This window comes from Rhodococcus sp. KBW08, from assembly GCF_003852455.1.
Lineage (GTDB): Bacteria > Actinomycetota > Actinomycetes > Mycobacteriales > Mycobacteriaceae > Rhodococcus_F > Rhodococcus_F baikonurensis.
On the sequence record NZ_QAJJ01000009.1, the window covers coordinates 19,496 to 33,910 of the forward strand.

General features: G+C 62.0%; 18 protein-coding genes and 1 pseudogene. 7 read left to right on the plus strand and 12 right to left on the minus strand.

The genetic code is table 11. From position 1 onward, the window contains the following. Positions 1–31: 31 nt before the first annotated feature. Positions 32–1,210 (plus strand): DUF2786 domain-containing protein, encoded by a 1,179-nt coding sequence (locus DBV08_RS10830; protein WP_124567809.1) that lies wholly within the window; start codon positions 32–34, stop codon positions 1,208–1,210. Here DBV08_RS10830 and rsmI read toward each other — a convergent pair. After that, positions 1,207–2,037 carry a 16S rRNA (cytidine(1402)-2'-O)-methyltransferase gene (rsmI, locus tag DBV08_RS10835; RefSeq protein ID WP_124567437.1) on the minus strand — a complete coding sequence of 277 codons (831 nt, stop codon included), beginning with the start codon at positions 2,035–2,037 and terminating at the stop codon, positions 1,207–1,209. The genes DBV08_RS10830 and rsmI overlap by 4 nt on opposite strands. A 74-nt stretch (positions 2,038–2,111) precedes the next feature. Here rsmI and DBV08_RS10840 point away from each other — a divergent pair, with 74 nt between their 5' ends. Next, on the plus strand, positions 2,112–3,620 hold the full coding sequence (locus DBV08_RS10840) for a dolichyl-phosphate-mannose--protein mannosyltransferase (protein ID WP_378375547.1): 1,509 nt from the start codon (positions 2,112–2,114) through the stop codon (positions 3,618–3,620). A gap of 51 nt (positions 3,621–3,671) precedes the next feature. On the opposite strand, the gene DBV08_RS10845 is transcribed toward DBV08_RS10840, so the two are convergent. The 4 genes from DBV08_RS10845 to DBV08_RS10860 form a co-directional block, all read right to left on the minus strand. Further along, the gene (locus tag DBV08_RS10845) at positions 3,672–5,306 is read right to left on the minus strand and encodes a BCCT family transporter (protein WP_095971045.1); all 1,635 of its coding nucleotides are present in this window, start codon (positions 5,304–5,306) and stop codon (positions 3,672–3,674) included. Between the two features lie 84 nt (positions 5,307–5,390). Next, positions 5,391–5,822, minus strand: a complete 432-nt coding sequence (locus DBV08_RS10850; RefSeq protein ID WP_095971046.1) for a DoxX family protein — start codon at positions 5,820–5,822, stop codon at positions 5,391–5,393. A gap of 48 nt (positions 5,823–5,870) precedes the next feature. Beyond that, positions 5,871–6,230, minus strand: a complete 360-nt coding sequence (locus DBV08_RS10855) for a GntR family transcriptional regulator (protein WP_095971283.1) — start codon at positions 6,228–6,230, stop codon at positions 5,871–5,873. Between the two features lie 25 nt (positions 6,231–6,255). Then, positions 6,256–6,939 carry an SDR family oxidoreductase gene (locus DBV08_RS10860; RefSeq protein WP_124567438.1) on the minus strand — a complete coding sequence of 228 codons (684 nt, stop codon included), beginning with the start codon at positions 6,937–6,939 and terminating at the stop codon, positions 6,256–6,258. 94 nt (positions 6,940–7,033) lie between these two features. Between DBV08_RS10860 and arsC the strand changes: the two genes are divergently transcribed. After that, entirely contained in the window at positions 7,034–7,387 is a 354-nt protein-coding gene (gene arsC, locus DBV08_RS10865; protein WP_003946209.1) for an arsenate reductase (glutaredoxin), read from the plus strand. Between the two features lie 13 nt (positions 7,388–7,400). Here the strand turns inward: arsC and arcA are convergent, their stop codons facing one another. Next, entirely contained in the window at positions 7,401–8,618 is a 1,218-nt protein-coding gene (gene arcA / locus DBV08_RS10870) for an arginine deiminase (RefSeq protein WP_124567439.1), read from the minus strand. A 99-nt stretch (positions 8,619–8,717) separates the two neighbouring features. On the opposite strand from arcA, the gene DBV08_RS10875 reads away from it, so the two are divergent. Both DBV08_RS10875 and soxR read left to right on the plus strand, forming a co-directional pair. Continuing rightward, on the plus strand, positions 8,718–9,206 hold the full coding sequence (locus DBV08_RS10875) for an FABP family protein (protein WP_095971048.1): 489 nt from the start codon (positions 8,718–8,720) through the stop codon (positions 9,204–9,206). Positions 9,207–9,211: 5 nt separating this feature from the next. Further along, a complete protein-coding gene (gene soxR / locus DBV08_RS10880; RefSeq protein ID WP_095971049.1) occupies positions 9,212–9,691 on the plus strand; it encodes a redox-sensitive transcriptional activator SoxR in 480 nt (159 codons plus the stop codon). On the opposite strand, the gene DBV08_RS10885 is transcribed toward soxR, so the two are convergent. The 4 genes from DBV08_RS10885 to DBV08_RS10895 all read right to left on the minus strand — a co-directional run bounded on the left by DBV08_RS10885 (position 9,677) and on the right by DBV08_RS10895 (position 11,671). After that, a complete protein-coding gene (locus DBV08_RS10885) occupies positions 9,677–10,159 on the minus strand; it encodes a DUF2505 domain-containing protein (protein WP_095971050.1) in 483 nt (160 codons plus the stop codon). The genes soxR and DBV08_RS10885 overlap by 15 nt on opposite strands. Before the next feature lie 48 nt (positions 10,160–10,207). Beyond that, complete coding sequence (locus DBV08_RS10890) at positions 10,208–11,053, minus strand: SDR family oxidoreductase (RefSeq protein WP_095971051.1); 846 nt, start codon at positions 11,051–11,053, stop codon at positions 10,208–10,210. 143 nt (positions 11,054–11,196) lie between these two features. Next, positions 11,197–11,352, minus strand: a complete 156-nt coding sequence (locus tag DBV08_RS32280) for a hypothetical protein (RefSeq protein ID WP_166813907.1) — start codon at positions 11,350–11,352, stop codon at positions 11,197–11,199. A gap of 121 nt (positions 11,353–11,473) precedes the next feature. Beyond that, the gene (locus DBV08_RS10895) at positions 11,474–11,671 is read right to left on the minus strand and encodes a hypothetical protein (RefSeq protein WP_095971053.1); all 198 of its coding nucleotides are present in this window, start codon (positions 11,669–11,671) and stop codon (positions 11,474–11,476) included. A gap of 160 nt (positions 11,672–11,831) precedes the next feature. Between DBV08_RS10895 and DBV08_RS10900 the strand changes: the two genes are divergently transcribed. Beyond that, positions 11,832–12,248 carry a helix-turn-helix domain-containing protein gene (locus DBV08_RS10900; RefSeq protein WP_003946231.1) on the plus strand — a complete coding sequence of 139 codons (417 nt, stop codon included), beginning with the start codon at positions 11,832–11,834 and terminating at the stop codon, positions 12,246–12,248. A gap of 75 nt (positions 12,249–12,323) precedes the next feature. On the opposite strand, the gene DBV08_RS10905 is transcribed toward DBV08_RS10900, so the two are convergent. Both DBV08_RS10905 and DBV08_RS10910 read right to left on the minus strand, forming a co-directional pair. Beyond that, positions 12,324–13,325, minus strand: a complete 1,002-nt coding sequence (locus tag DBV08_RS10905) for a hypothetical protein (protein ID WP_124567440.1) — start codon at positions 13,323–13,325, stop codon at positions 12,324–12,326. Beyond that, positions 13,322–13,822 carry an ImmA/IrrE family metallo-endopeptidase gene (locus DBV08_RS10910; RefSeq protein ID WP_003946241.1) on the minus strand — a complete coding sequence of 167 codons (501 nt, stop codon included), beginning with the start codon at positions 13,820–13,822 and terminating at the stop codon, positions 13,322–13,324. The genes DBV08_RS10905 and DBV08_RS10910 overlap by 4 nt, the downstream gene beginning before the upstream one ends. A 178-nt stretch (positions 13,823–14,000) precedes the next feature. Here DBV08_RS10910 and DBV08_RS32565 point away from each other — a divergent pair. Further along, positions 14,001–14,415 (plus strand): annotated as a pseudogene (locus tag DBV08_RS32565) (hypothetical protein); the annotation flags it as partial.

A 14,415-nucleotide genomic window follows, 5' to 3' on the forward strand; every position in this document is an offset into this window, starting at 1 on the left:
GGCGCAGACACTGCCATGGAACGGAGCACGGGTGTCCACTCAGGAGGTCAGCCCTCAATCCGTTTCCGCGGCGCGAGATCTCGTTTCCGAACTGGCCGCGGCGTACGACCGCGGATGGCAGCCGGCGGATCTGATTCATCTGGCGCGCCGAAGCAAAGACGCGTCCGACGCCGATCTCGCGGCCACCACCATCCTGTTCGACGCGAAGGCGTCGCGCGCCTCCGATCGCGCACCGCTCGAATGGGTGGGGCAGTTGCAGACGATCGGCGAGCAGTATCCGAAGTCTCGGCACATCGCTTCTCGAATCACCGTGGACGACGACGTTTTTCGCTCCCTCGCGGCCGGCCTCTTGTTCCAGGATCCATACTTCCTCGTTTCGCAGATCGTCGACGTCGCGCGATCGTGGATGCGCCTGCCTCAGTGGACGATATTGCTCGCGCCACCGTCCATCTGGCCGTCGCAACGCACCGACACCAGCTATGCCGGCGTCGGTGATACCGAGGTCGACGCCAAGGTACTCAAGCGAATTCGTGGGCTGCTCGCCAAAGCGGAAGCCACCAACTTCGCCGAAGAAGCCGAGATTTTCACCGCGAAGGCACAGGAGTTGATGACTCGATACGCGATCGATTCCGCGCTGCTCCACAGTCGCGCCGGGGTCACCGACACGTCCGTGAATGCCCGACGCATTCACATCGAGAACCCGTACGTGAAGGAAAAAGTTCACCTCCTGACCGAGATCGGTGAATCGAATCGAGTCAGGACGGTCTGGTTCAGCGACATCGCACTCGCGACCGTCGTCGGCACTCCGGTCGACCTTCAGCAAGTCGACATGCTGTTCACTTCCCTGCTCGTACAGGCAACCCGTGCAATGCAATTCGCCGACTCGAGCAATCGGGGTGGCTCACGCACCACCTCGTTCCGAAAGGGCTTCCTGGCCGGGTTCGCCAGCCGAATCGGACACCGCCTACGCGACGCCGGCACCAAAGCCACGGCCGAAGCGGCCGACGCGGCATCGATGGACGTCGCGGACCTTCTGCCGATTCTCGCCACCACATCCGAGGCTGTCGACGCCGAGTTCGATCGATTGTTCCCGACAACCCGCAAGACTCGCGGACGGTCCGTCGACGCCGAAGGCTGGCACGCCGGCCAAGCCGCGGCCGACGACGCCAACCTGCGTCCCGGTGCGCCTGCAGTGCACCGCTCCCGCTAGTCCTTTCGAGCGGCCAGGACCGTCTCGTACAACTCACGCTTGGAGACGCCGGCCGTTGCGACCAGAGCACACGCGTCCTTCAAGCGCGCTCCCCCCTCGACCAACCGTTCCACCTCGTCGACAAGATCGGCAGGATCAGATGCCACCAGCACGGCGCCTTCGAGCACCACCGTGATCTCGCCGCGAACACCCTCGGCCGCCCAGGCAGCTAACTCTCCGAGAGTGCCGCGCTTCACTTCCTCGTAGGTCTTGGTCAATTCCCGGCACACGGCCGCGCGGCGATTCGGTCCGAGGACGTCCACCGCGTCTGCGAGGCAATCGGCAAGGCGATGGGGTGCTTCGAAGAAGACGCATGCTCGCTGCTCTGTTGCCAAGGCAGAGAGCCACGTCTTGCGCTGCCCCTGCTTACGCGGCGGGAACCCGTCGAAGCAGAACCGCTCCACGGGCAAGCCCGAGAGCGCGAGCGCCGTCGTCACCGCCGACGGACCAGGGAGACACGTGATCGCGAGGTTCTCGGCTACGCACGCGGCAACTAGGCGATACCCGGGATCACTGACCGACGGCATGCCTGCATCCGTGACCAGCAGGACGGTCTTGCCCTCGGCCACATCTGCGACCAGCGCGGGCAGCCGCGAAATCTCGACCTGATCGTAGAAACTGACGATCTTCCCGGTGATGGTGACGTCGAGCGCGGACGCCAGAGACTTGGTGCGTCGTGTGTCCTCCGCAGCGACGACGTCGGCGGTTGCGAGAGCAGACCGAAGACGCGGGGATGCGTCACCGACATCTCCCATGGGTGTTGCGGCGAGTACCAAACGACCAGTCATACCTGACAGCCTACGATTGCCAGGTGACTGTGCAGACGGACGAGCGGCCAACGCCCGCCACGAGCGATCGGGTAGTGCGTAGTCCCGGCCCGCTGGTACCGGATCCTGATTTCGGCCCGACAGACAGATTGCGCGGCTGGATCGTCACCGCTTTCATCACCGCCGTCGCAGCGATCACCCGCTTCACGATGCTCGCCTACCCGACCGACGCGGGCACACCGGTCTTCGACGAGAAGCACTACGTTCCGCAGGGTTGGCAGGTCCTCACCGGCGGCGGCATCGAAGACAATCCCGGTTACGGGTTGGTGGTCCACCCGCCGATCGGCAAGCAGATGATCGCGATCGGCGAAGCACTCTTCGGTTACAACGGTTGGGGGTGGCGCTTCTCGTCGGCCCTGGTCGGAACGCTGATGGTCTTGCTGATCATCCGCATCGTGCGCCGCATGACGCGGTCGACGCTCATCGGCGCCATTGCCGGAATCCTGCTCATCGTGGACGGCGTCACCTTCGTCTCCTCCCGCCTCGGGATGCTCGACATCTTTCTGGCATTCTTCGTCCTTGCGGCGCTCGGATGCCTGGTGGTCGATCGCGACCAAGTCCGCGAACGAATGGCGAAGGTGTACGACGAGGGCCGCATCGGCGATTCCGCCTGGGGTCCACGGCTGGGTTTCCGGTGGTGGAGGTTCGGCGCCGGCATCCTGCTCGGCCTGGCCTGCGGAACCAAGTGGTCCGGCATGTACTTCATTCTCTTCTTCGGGTTGCTCAGTGTTGCCTTCGACCTGTCGGCGCGCCGCGCATACCGTGTTCAGCGCCCCTGGGTCGGCACCGCCGTTCGCGACATCGGTCCAGCTCTGTATGCGCTGGTGATCATTCCGCTGGGTGTGTACCTCGCGAGCTACTGGGCCTGGTTCACCAGCGAGACCGGCGTCGACCGTCATGCCGTCGGCAACGAGATCGGTGAGGGCGGTACGTGGAGTTTCATCCCGTCTGCGCTGCGCTCACTCTGGTACTACAGCGGAAACGTTCTGCAGTTCCATGCCGGTCTGACCAACTCCGCCGGAAACCACCACCCGTGGGAGTCGAAACCGTGGACGTGGCCGATGGGGCTACGACCGATGCTCTATTACTATGCCGACGGCGAGCAGGTCACCGGTTGCGGGGCCGCCAGCTGCGTCAAGGCAGTCATGCTGATCGGCACACCGGCAATGTGGTGGCTGGCGCTACCGATGTTGGCGTGGGCGATCTGGCAGACGTTCGTGCGCCGTGACTGGCGATACGCAGTGGTCCTGACGGGTTACGGCGCCGCTTACCTTCCGTGGTTCGCGACGCTCGACCGCCAGATGTACTACTTCTACGCCGTTGCGCTCGCCCCGTTCATGGTCATGGGATTCGCGCTGGTCCTCGGCGACGTTCTGGGCAAGGCGAGCGCGTCCGTCGAGCGTCGTACCACCGGACTTCTTGCAGTCAGTCTGTACATCGGTCTGGTCGTAGCCAACTTCGTCTACCTCTGGCCGATACTCACAGCCATGCCGATCACGCCCGAATCGTGGCAGAACCATTTGTGGTTGCCGAGCTGGAAATAGGGGGACAAACGAAGGAGGCACCGAANNTTCGGTGCCTCCTTCGTTTCACGATTACTCCGCCGGTTTGCCGACGCGGCGCCCCCGCCGCGGGCGTAAGAGGGCACGTTTCTGTTCCTTCGCCGCAACGATGATCGGGTCGTGCGAAAGATCCTTGTACAGCGAGAAGCACAGGCCGATCATGACCAGCACGAACGGCGCCGCCGCGATGATCGTCATCGTCTGCAAGCCGTCGAGCGCTTCGGAACCACCGGTCCAGAGCAGAAGTGCTGCGACGCCACCGGTCAACATGCCCCAGAAGACCACGACCCAGCGACTCGGTTCGAGCGTTCCGCGTTGTGAGAGCGTCCCCATCACCATCGACGCAGCGTCGGCGCCGGAGACGAAGAATACCGCGACGAGCAGCATGACCAGGACGGTCGTGACACCGGCAAGCGGCAGATTGTCGAGCATGCCGAACAGTTGAGCCTCTTCCGAGCCTCGGCCGGACAAGCCGATTCCGTCGCGTTCCTCGCCGATACCCGCGCCTCCGAAGATCGCGAACCAGAGCAAGCTGACAGTCGTGGGAACGGCGATGACGCCGACGATGAACTGGCGGATCGTGCGGCCGCGGCTGATGCGCGCCAGGAACATGCCGACGAACGGCGTCCAGGACACCCACCATGCCCAGTAGAAGATCGTCCACGACGAAAGCCACGCGCCCGTTTCAGGATTCGACGATGCACCCGTGCGAGCGGACATCTGGGCAAGGTCGGAAACGTAAGCACCGATGGTCGTCGGGAGCAGATTGAGAATCAGCACGGTCGGCCCGAGAACGAACACGAACAGGGCCAAGATCAGCGCGAGCACCATGTTGATGTTGGACAACCACTGAATTCCCTTGGCCACACCGGAAACTGCCGACGCGACGAACGCCAGGGTCAGTACCGCAACGATGGCCACGAGCAGGAATACACCGGCTTCTTCCATCCAGCCGACTACCTCGAAACCGGAGCCGATCTGAAGTGCGCCGAGCCCCAAAGATGCTGCGGTACCGAAAAGTGTGGCAAAGATCGCCAGGATGTCGATGACCTTGCCGATCGGCCCTTCGGCTTTGCGACCGAGCAAGGGGATGAAGGCCGAACTGAACAGTTGCTTGCGTCCTCGGCGATACGACCCGTACGCAATGGCAAGGCCCACAACGGCATACATCGCCCAAGGATGAAGACCCCAGTGAAACATGGTGGTGGCCATGGCAGTTCCGACGCCACCGTCGGTGCCGGGAGGCGGAGTCACGTAGTGCGCCAGCGGTTCCGCGACACCGAAGAACATCAGGCCGATACCCATGCCGGCGCTGAACATCATGGCGATCCAGCTGACGGTGCGGAACTCGGGCTTCTCGCCGTCTTTGCCCAGCGGAATGTCGCCGAATCGACTGACGGCAAGGTAGATGGAGAACAGCACGAAGGCCGAAGCCGCAAGCACGAAGAGCCAGCCGATGTTGGTCACCAGCCAGTTGAGAACACTTCCGGTTACCGAATCGAGGTTGTCGGGAGCTACGAGACCCCATACGACGATTGCCGACACGGCTGCAGCCGCGACGGAAAACACCACGTAGTCGGTCCGAACGCCTACCCGAGTAAAGCCCGTCTCCGGGCGCTCTTCGTTGGCCCCGGAATCTTGTTCGGATCGATCAGATTTCGTCACCATAGATGACTACGTTCGTCACTTTGTGGGCCAAAAGCAAGCCGGAAGGCGGGCTCAACGTCCGTTGAGCCCGCCTTCTCACCCCAATCAAGCTGGGGTTTTAACCCAACCGTTGCCCTTGCCGATCAATCCGTCGATACTGATGCGTCCTGCGCCCATCACGGCGATCAAGAGCGATCCGACACCGAGTGCGACGACGAGTTCGTAGCCGCCGTTGTCGATGAAGACACCCTTGTCCGCGTGCACGATGAAGAACGCGCCGACCATGTCGAGGAACAGCAGGGCTCCGACGAGCGGGGTCAGCAGACCTGCGATGAGCAGGATGCCGCCGCCGAGTTCGATCGATGCCGCCAGAACTGCCGAAATCTTGGGGAGCGGGGCGCCCATCCCTTCGAATGCAGCCTGCGTTCCAGCGATCTTGTAGGTGAAGAACTTCTGCCAACCGTGGGCGATGAAGATGATCCCGAGGCCGACACGGGCGATGAGGAGTCCGAGGTCACGAGCAATCGACGAATTCATGAGCCAAGACTGACAGCTTTAAGTTGAAGCGTCAACTTAATCATTGTGTCACGCACCTCTCAATGCCGACTCCACCATGGCGACGATCTCACTGTCGGAGTACCCGAGCGAGCGCACGTTATGCGCGAACGCGGTCGCCGCCTGTTCTGCCTGCGCCTGCACCGGATCAGTCCCCGAAGCGATGAATGTCCCTTGCTTGCCTCGCGTCTCGATGACGCCCTGATCGCTGAGCGCGCGATAAGCCTTCGCGACGGTATTTGCCGCCAATCCCAGCTCCGACGCCAACGCACGCACCGTCGGAATCTTGGTTCCCGCGATCAACCCACCGCCGTGCACCTGCTCGATAATCTGTTGCCGCAGTTGGTCGTACGGAGCTGTGGAGGAATCGTGGTCGATCGCGATCTTCATCGTCACCCTCGTCGTATCTTCTCGGTCACAGACCCTCGATCGCTTCGCGGATCGTATGCGGGCCGGAGGTCAGAACCAATATCTTGCCGACACTGGACGGGGCATCGATGAGCGCTTCGACCACCGCGGCGACATCGGCACGAGGCACCGAGCCTCGATCGACGGGCGGCTCGGCTAGAAGGACTTCACCGGTGGGATCGTCGTCCGTCAGAAGCCCTGGCCGAAGAATCGTCCAGTCCAGCGAAGTCCTGGTCTTGAGATCTTCCTCCGCTGCAGTCTTCGCTCGTAGATAGGCGGCAAAAACCTCGTCGGTGTTCTCTGGTATTTCGTCACCAGCACCCATGGCGCTGATCTGGATGAACCGACGCACTCCGGCTTTCTCGGCAGCATCGGCCAACAGCACCGCCGCGGCCCGGTCGACGGAGTCCTTGCGCTCGATCGAGCTACCAGGTCCGGCACCTGCGGCGAAGACCGCGACGTCGGCACCGTCGAGTACCTTCGCAACTTCCTCGACCGTGGACGATTCCAGATCGATCACCACGGGGAACGCGCCGAGTGTGCGGACGGCACCCTCGTGCGCGGAATTGCGGATCAGCGCTACCGGCCGATCACCGTGCCCTGCCAGCAAGTACGTCAGGTGCTGCGCAATCTTGCCGTGCCCACCGGCAATGACCACGCGTCGTTCGTCCACACTGCGATGTTCCGTCATCGTTTTCTCCTCACAAGTCGGTACTTCAAGTGCAGCGCGCCGGAGGTGTCCGTTGTTCCCCTGTTTGTCCCACGAGTTCGGACTCAGAGGCAGAATGACGGACATGGCATCTGCAACCATCTTCCACAATCAACGGTGCAACACCTCGCGAACTGTTCTCGGGCTCATCCGGGACGCGGGCATCGAACCCACCATTGTGAAGTACCTCGATACTCCGCCTACCCGATCCGAGCTGGAAAAACTCCTCGCCGACGCCGGCCTCGAGCCCAGCCAAGCGGTTCGCAAGCGCGAAACGCAGTACAAGGAACTCGGACTCGCCGATGCTTCCGAATCCGAAATCCTCGACGCGATGATCGAGCACCCGATTCTGATCGAACGCCCGTTCGTGGTCACGGACAAGGGCACCGTGCTCGCGCGTCCGGCAGCCAAGGTGGAAGAAATTCTCTGACAGCGTCGACGGCTTACAGCGGATCGCGGGCGATCGGGCAGGACATACACCGAGGTCCACCACGGCCGGACCCCAGTTCCGAACCCGCGATTCGCAAGACCTCGATACCCGAGGCCTCGAGCCTGGCGTTCGTTTCGACGTTGCGCTCGTAAGCGACCACGACGCCCGGTTCGACGGCCAACGTGTTGTTCCCGTCGTCCCACTGCTCACGCTCGGCCGTCACCGTGTCGAGTCCGGTGTCGATCACACGAAGTTTTCCGATTCCCATGGCGTCGGCTGCCGCTTCGAGGAACGGCGTGGCCCCGCGAATACTCACCCCGTCGTCTTCCTTGCGCAAGGTGAACGCCGACAACGTGTCCTGGATGGCCGGATACATGACGACTGCGTCGGCCTCGACCATGGTGCAGACCGTGTCGAGATGCATCGACGCTCGGCGTTGTTCGATCGGAACGACCAGCACCGTATCGGCGAGACCATCGTCGAACACGCTACGCGCCAACGCTTCTGCTCCAGCGGGCGACGTCCGTTCACCGACACCGATTGCGATCACCCCTGATGCGAGAAGCAGTACGTCTCCTCCCTCGACCGGAGCCGTGTGCGACTCGTACGCGCGGCGCACGCCCTTGAATCGAGGGTGATGCGCGTACACGAGATCCGTGATCGAGGATTCGCGAGCTCGCGCCGACAACGCCAAGGACGTGATGATCACCCGCGGTCCCACCCAGAACGACGAGTCTCGCGTGAAGAGCAGATTGGGCAGGGGGTCGATCACGAAGTCACCGCCGTGATGCATCCTGCGTACCAACGAGGTCGAGTCGGCATCGATCGGCAGCTCGTCGAACGTCATTCCCGCGGTGAGGATCGACGACAACTCCTTCGGCTCCACCTTTCGCAGGTACGCAGCCAGGTGTTGCCCGAGCGCGTGCCCGATCTTGCGTGCGTCGACGGCGGCCGCGATCCCCTGGATCCGCGCAGCGCCGCTGACCTCGAGCGCTTCGGTGAGGAGATCGGACAACAGCAGGACCTCGACGCCGCGCTCACGAAGGACGGTCGCGAACTGATCGTGTTCTTCCTGCGCACGGTCCACCCACGGCAACGCGTCGAAAAGCAACTCGTCGTTGTTGCGTGGGGTCAACCGTTTCAGCTCGTCGCCAGGACGATGAAGAATGACCGATCGCAATCGGCCCACCTCGGAATCGACACCGAGGGGGACGGAGCCAGAAGCGTTCATGACTGAACACTAATCCCGTGGGCCCCACCCAGCAGGGAGGAGCAGCTGCCGTACCGGCCCGCGTAACGTCTTGTCCGACGCAGGCGAGAGGACCACCAAATGGGCAGTACGGATCAGGCGGCGCTGAGCGGCGCCGGAATCGACCGGTTCACCGGACGCTGGGTCGGCGCTGGAGCCGGACATTTCCCCACGATCGACGACTTCGAATATTCCGAGGAAATCGAGTTCGCTCCGACTCCGAAACCGTTCGTCACCTACTCGTCGCGCACTCGTGGGCTCCCCGACGGCCGACCGCTTCACATGGAATCGGGTTACCTACGCCCGACACCGGGTGGCGAGCTCGAACTGCTCGTCAGTCAACCCACCGGATTTGTCGAGATCCATCGCGGAACCGTCGACTCCGAAGGCACTCTCGCCTTGACCCGTCACACGCTCGCAGCATCACCCGACGCCAAACCGGTCCACGATGTCCGGCGGGTCATGCGGGTCCAGGGCGACACGCTGACGTACGACTTGTGGATGGCGCACGGTGACACCCCGCTGACGCATCACCTCCACGCCACCCTTCACCGGGCCACGGACCGGTAGTCGCCATGGAGATGCCTTCGTGGAAAGCCAAGGAATTGACTCCCGGTCAGCTCTCCGAGCGCAGCGGTGTCGCCGTCTCGGCCCTGCATTTCTACGAACGGGAAGGCCTCATCGTCAGTCGCCGGACCAGCGGCAACCAGCGTCGATACCAACGAGACACGCTTCGACGCGTCGCCTTCATCAGAATTTCGCAGCGCGTCGGGATTCCGTTGTCGGAAATCCGGGAAGCCCTCGGCACACTTCCTGAGGGCCGCACCCCGAACCGTGCAGATTGGGAGAGGTTGTCGACCGGATGGCGGCGCCACCTCGATCTCCGTATCGAGCAACTGGAACGTCTGCGAGACAACCTCACCGGTTGCATCGGCTGCGGGTGTCTCTCACTGGAGGGGTGCTCACTGGCCAACCCTCACGATCAACTCGCGGCCGCCGGCCCCGGTGCGCGCGTGCTGGAGGTCGATTTCGGCGCCGATTCAGGCGAGAAATGACTCGACGGCGTCTCGGTCGCGCCCCAGCAAGTCCTCAACGGTCTTCTTCAGCAACTTCTCGATCTGACCACCGATAATCGGCATCTTCACTTCGGCCGTTCCGTCGACGGCCAGTCGCGTGCGGGACTCGGCGGCTGTGAGGTCGAGCGTCGTCTCGATTCGTATCGGCAGTCCGTGCGCGATTCCGGTGACCGACCCAGCTGCCTTCCCGTCAGACAGGGGTCCCCAGTGGTCGACCCGTGTCAGACCGAGTCGACTCGGCGCAACCTTGGCGACCAGGCTCGGGAGGGAGGCGGAGTCGATTTCCTCGGACACCGATACTTGAATCGACCCGTCTGCAACGTCGATGTCCGAGGTGGCATAGAGGTCTCCGAGTCGGACTTCCCAATAACGCGGGTCCGTCAGAGTTCGATGAACGTCGTCGATGGGATACTTGAATTCGATATCGAAGTGAAAACTCTTCGGCATGACTTTGGTCCCTATTCGACTAGATAAAAGTCCCGACGGAGTTAACGCTCATCGCTTGAGCAATTTACTGAATTGGTCGTTCGCTTTTTGCATCACGAACTCGTATGGCGGTGCGAATTTACGCGCCCACCAGTATCCGAATCGGATGTCATTGGACGTATATACGAGATACGTGTTCTTCTCGATTCCCCGCAGAATGCACGACGCCACCTTCTCCGGCGAAACCGCACGCTTCTCGAATCGGTGCGTGAGCTTTTCGACCCGCGGGTCGCCTCTGTCGATACCCGCAATTTCCACGGTTCCCACCAATGGCGTCTTCACGCCACCCGGCACAACCAGACTGACGCCGATTCCGTGCCGCTTCAGATCGAATCGCAGCACTTCGGAGACACCGCGAAGGCCGAACTTGCTCGCGCTGTAGGCGGCATGCCACGGCAGGGCCAGGAGCCCGGCGGCCGAAGACACATTGACCAGGTGCCCACCCTTGCCGGCACGAATCATGGGCGGAACAAACGTCTCCATGACGTGGATCGGCCCCATCAGGTTGACGTCCACCATGGACTTCCAGTGCCGGTGTTCGAGGTTCTCGATAGTTCCCCACGCCGAAATGCCGGCGATATTCATGACGACATCCATCGGAGAGAATTGAGTGTGAATCTCGGTACCGAATTTCACGACCTCGTCGTAGTCCGAGATATCGAGCGCCTTCGCCATGCTGACCGTGCCGCCGGCGGCGCCGACCATCGCGACTGTCTCTTCCAATCCGAGGTTGTTGATATCGGTGAGAAACAATTCGGCGCCGGCCTCGGATGCACGGAGCGCAGTTGCGCGTCCTATTCCACTACCAGCGCCGGTGATCAGGCATTTCTTGCCGTCGAGCGACCTTACAGACATGGATGAACACTCCCCCGCACTCGTACTGTGGACATGCGGGAAAGTCTACGCACGCGCGGTGTGACCGCCCCGAAACACGCAAGACGGCCGAAGGGGTGCGGCCGCACTCTGCAAACCTTGCGTGGAGACGACCGCAGCGAGCACTACAGACGCTGCATCATCTGCTCTTGATAACCCCTGACCGTACGGTCGAGTTCTTCCGCCGCTACATCGTCCCCACGCTTGCGCGCGTCGTGGGCTCGATCCTGAATTTCACGGATCGCGCGGCGCAATTCATCATCGCTCATCGTGTGTTTCATGTCACAATTCTGCGCCTGCTCGCAGGGTTTAGCTAGCACAGATTGGAATCCGGCAAACCGTTCAAGGTTCAACTCGCAGGTGATCCGCGCGACACCGTAAACAGCGGCCCCGATTGCGGCCCTAATCCCTCAAACCTCGCTTGAACTGCAGTTTTTCAATCGAAATAGTCGCGGAAAACCAGGCTAACGCATAGCTAATATCGCCAAAACGGGTAAAAGGTTTGATATTGGGCAGATTGGCCAAGTACTGGAAGGTTCGAATAGCGCAGTCGTAGCTGCGCATTTCCGCGCGGCGGAAACTCAATGTGCGCTGAGACATAGCTGAGCACTCATTGGCCGGACGAATCGAATCTCGGACACATTTGACAACTAGTCCACTAAACAGACTACGGTGAGCTACCGATCGGTTATCCGCGTGATACCGTAGGATTCACTGAACGGACAATTGCTAGCTAGAGAGGATTACGGGGCGGTTCACAATGGCTGACTTTGCAGAACGATTGAACAAACTGTTCGACAGTGTTCATCCTCCGGGGCGCAAACCCCACACCAATGCCGAGGTTGCGGCAGCGCTCATCGAAGACGGCCATCAGATCTCCAAGCCGTACATCTCGCAGCTCCGCTCGGGACAGCGCACCAACCCCTCCGACGAGACAGTCGCGGCGTTCGCCCGGTTCTTCAAGGTGAAGCCCGACTACTTCTTCAACGACATCTACGCAGCCAAGATCGATCACGACCTGGAACTGCTCTCGCAGCTCCAAGGCTATGGTCTTCGCCGCCTCTCGAGCCGTGCATTCGACCTCTCGGAAGAATCGCAGAATCTACTCACCACGATGGCTGAAAAGCTCCGCGCGAGTGAAGGTTTGCCAGAGGTTCCGCCTGACGCGTCGCGCTGATGCGGGTGTGAAGCTCTGCATTGACCTGAAGCACTGCATTGACCTGAAGTACTGAAATGACATGGAGTAGGTCGACTATGAACGTCGACCTACTTTTGTCGTTTCATCGAGTTCTTTCGCCAACAACAACACCCATCGGCGCGCCGACATCTTCTCCGGTGGCGCAATCCACCTGGTGTCCAACACATCCGAGGCCAAGGGATCAGCGATCCACCCAGCCAATATCCCCGCGTGTGCAGTGACCGCCCGCGGCGGTTCCTGTCCACCGACGTCGAACATCCCGGCGCCGGACTGGATGTACATCGCATCCATGATCTGAGCGATCATGTCAGACGCCCGCAGCACGGACGTACTCCCGGCACTGTCCGCGTCGACTACCTCGGGGAATCGCTTGACGAGAAGCGTGTGCATCCGCCGCAGACGGTACAGATCACGTCGCGCACGTACCCAGGTCTCGAGAAGCACCCAGGTGATGCCCAGCGCTATCAGAACACTCGACGCAGCGATGAACCACACTCCTGCGCCCGTCCAGATATCCGATTCGAGTGCGCCGGTGCCACCGATCGATTCGACCAGCATCACGACGACCACGACGAGCAGGATCGACGAACCGGTCACGATCAACGCGATTCCACGCCCCAATGGCGCCCACGCGACGTGCCGTAGCCCCGTCGAAATGACAAGGGACAGTGCAACGATGATAAAGATGAGCGCCGGCGCCGGGTAACCGAAGAGCACCGCGATCGCCACCAGCAACCCCACCGAGTACAGCACCGTGGCGAGACCGCGCATGGCTGGACGCGACATCACCGGCCAAGCGGACACGGCGCCGACTGCGCTGGCCGCAGACAACGCGGTCCACAGAACGATGACGATCATCGCTGCGGCATGTTGCTCCGGCGCAATGCGATCGACGATGTCCCACACCGCCGGAACCATGACCGTCGAGGACAATGCGACCGAGAAGCCTGCGAAGACCATCGACATCCGCAGAGGCGTCGCGGTGCGCGCGACAACTCGACCCAATCTCGCACCGGCTGCAACCCAGACGAGAAGGGCCACAGCCCAAAAGATCATCCGATCGCCTCGTCGTACCGCAATACCGACAGCGGTGTTCCACGGCCACTCATCGTTCGCAGACGCATGATCAACATCGACGCGAACGTCTCGGCTTCCCACTCCGCGATGTCATCCATCGGTACGGGTTCATTGCGCCGCAGGGAACGTTGACTCAGCATGTACGCGATCAAATCGTCACTGACCTCGAGCGTTGCCTCGGCAATCTCGGCACCCTCGTGACGAAAAACTATGTGCCCCAACTCATGTGCCAGAGTCCGCTCGACATTGGGCAACCCGGGGGCCAAAACGATGACGTCGTGATCGTCGTAGGCCCGGCGCTGACCGCACACTCCGGTGGCGAGCGGGGTTTCCAGATCGATCTCGATCGGGCGACCACGCTCGCGGGCGACTGTCTGCACCACTGTCAGCAGTGACACAGCCTCCGACGACGCTGCTGCGTCACATACAGCATCCACCGCAGCCAGAACGCGGCGATGTGAACGTCTGTCCGGCACGACTCACGCACCTCCCTGTGATCCGGGTGCCAGGAATTCGGCACGTGCCGCAGCCAATCGCGCCTTCTGCAGCGAAGCTCCACGGAAAGTCATAGCTCCCGCACCGGCCGCTACAACTGCCATGCCGCCCACACCACCGGCGACGGCGGCAGCATTGAGAATCGGCGGAAGCCCTTGAGTGAACGCCGTCGGGAATGCCTGCGGGTTCTCACTCGGACTCGCGACGTTCGGAGCGTTCGACGGTACCTGGGGAGCTACGGGTGCCGGTGCGGCCAGAACCTCGGGCGCGGAAGGCGCTGCGACTGCGCCCGGTGCTGCGTTCGCCGGTCCACCAGCAGACGGTGCCGGTGCTCCGCCGCCGGCCGACGGCCCTTGCGGATCGGACGGCCCCACCGGTGGAACTGCTACCGCCGAAGACTCCTCGGAGCTCTCCTGCGACTCGGAAGGGGACTGCGTCTCAGAGGTCTTCGACTCGGAGGGCGCTTCGCTCGAAGGACTCTCGGTCGGCGAGGTTGCATTGGTCGCCGGTGACACACTGCTGCTCGGACGTTGCGACACCGAAGGGTTCGCCGAGGGCTCAGTCGTCGTGGTCG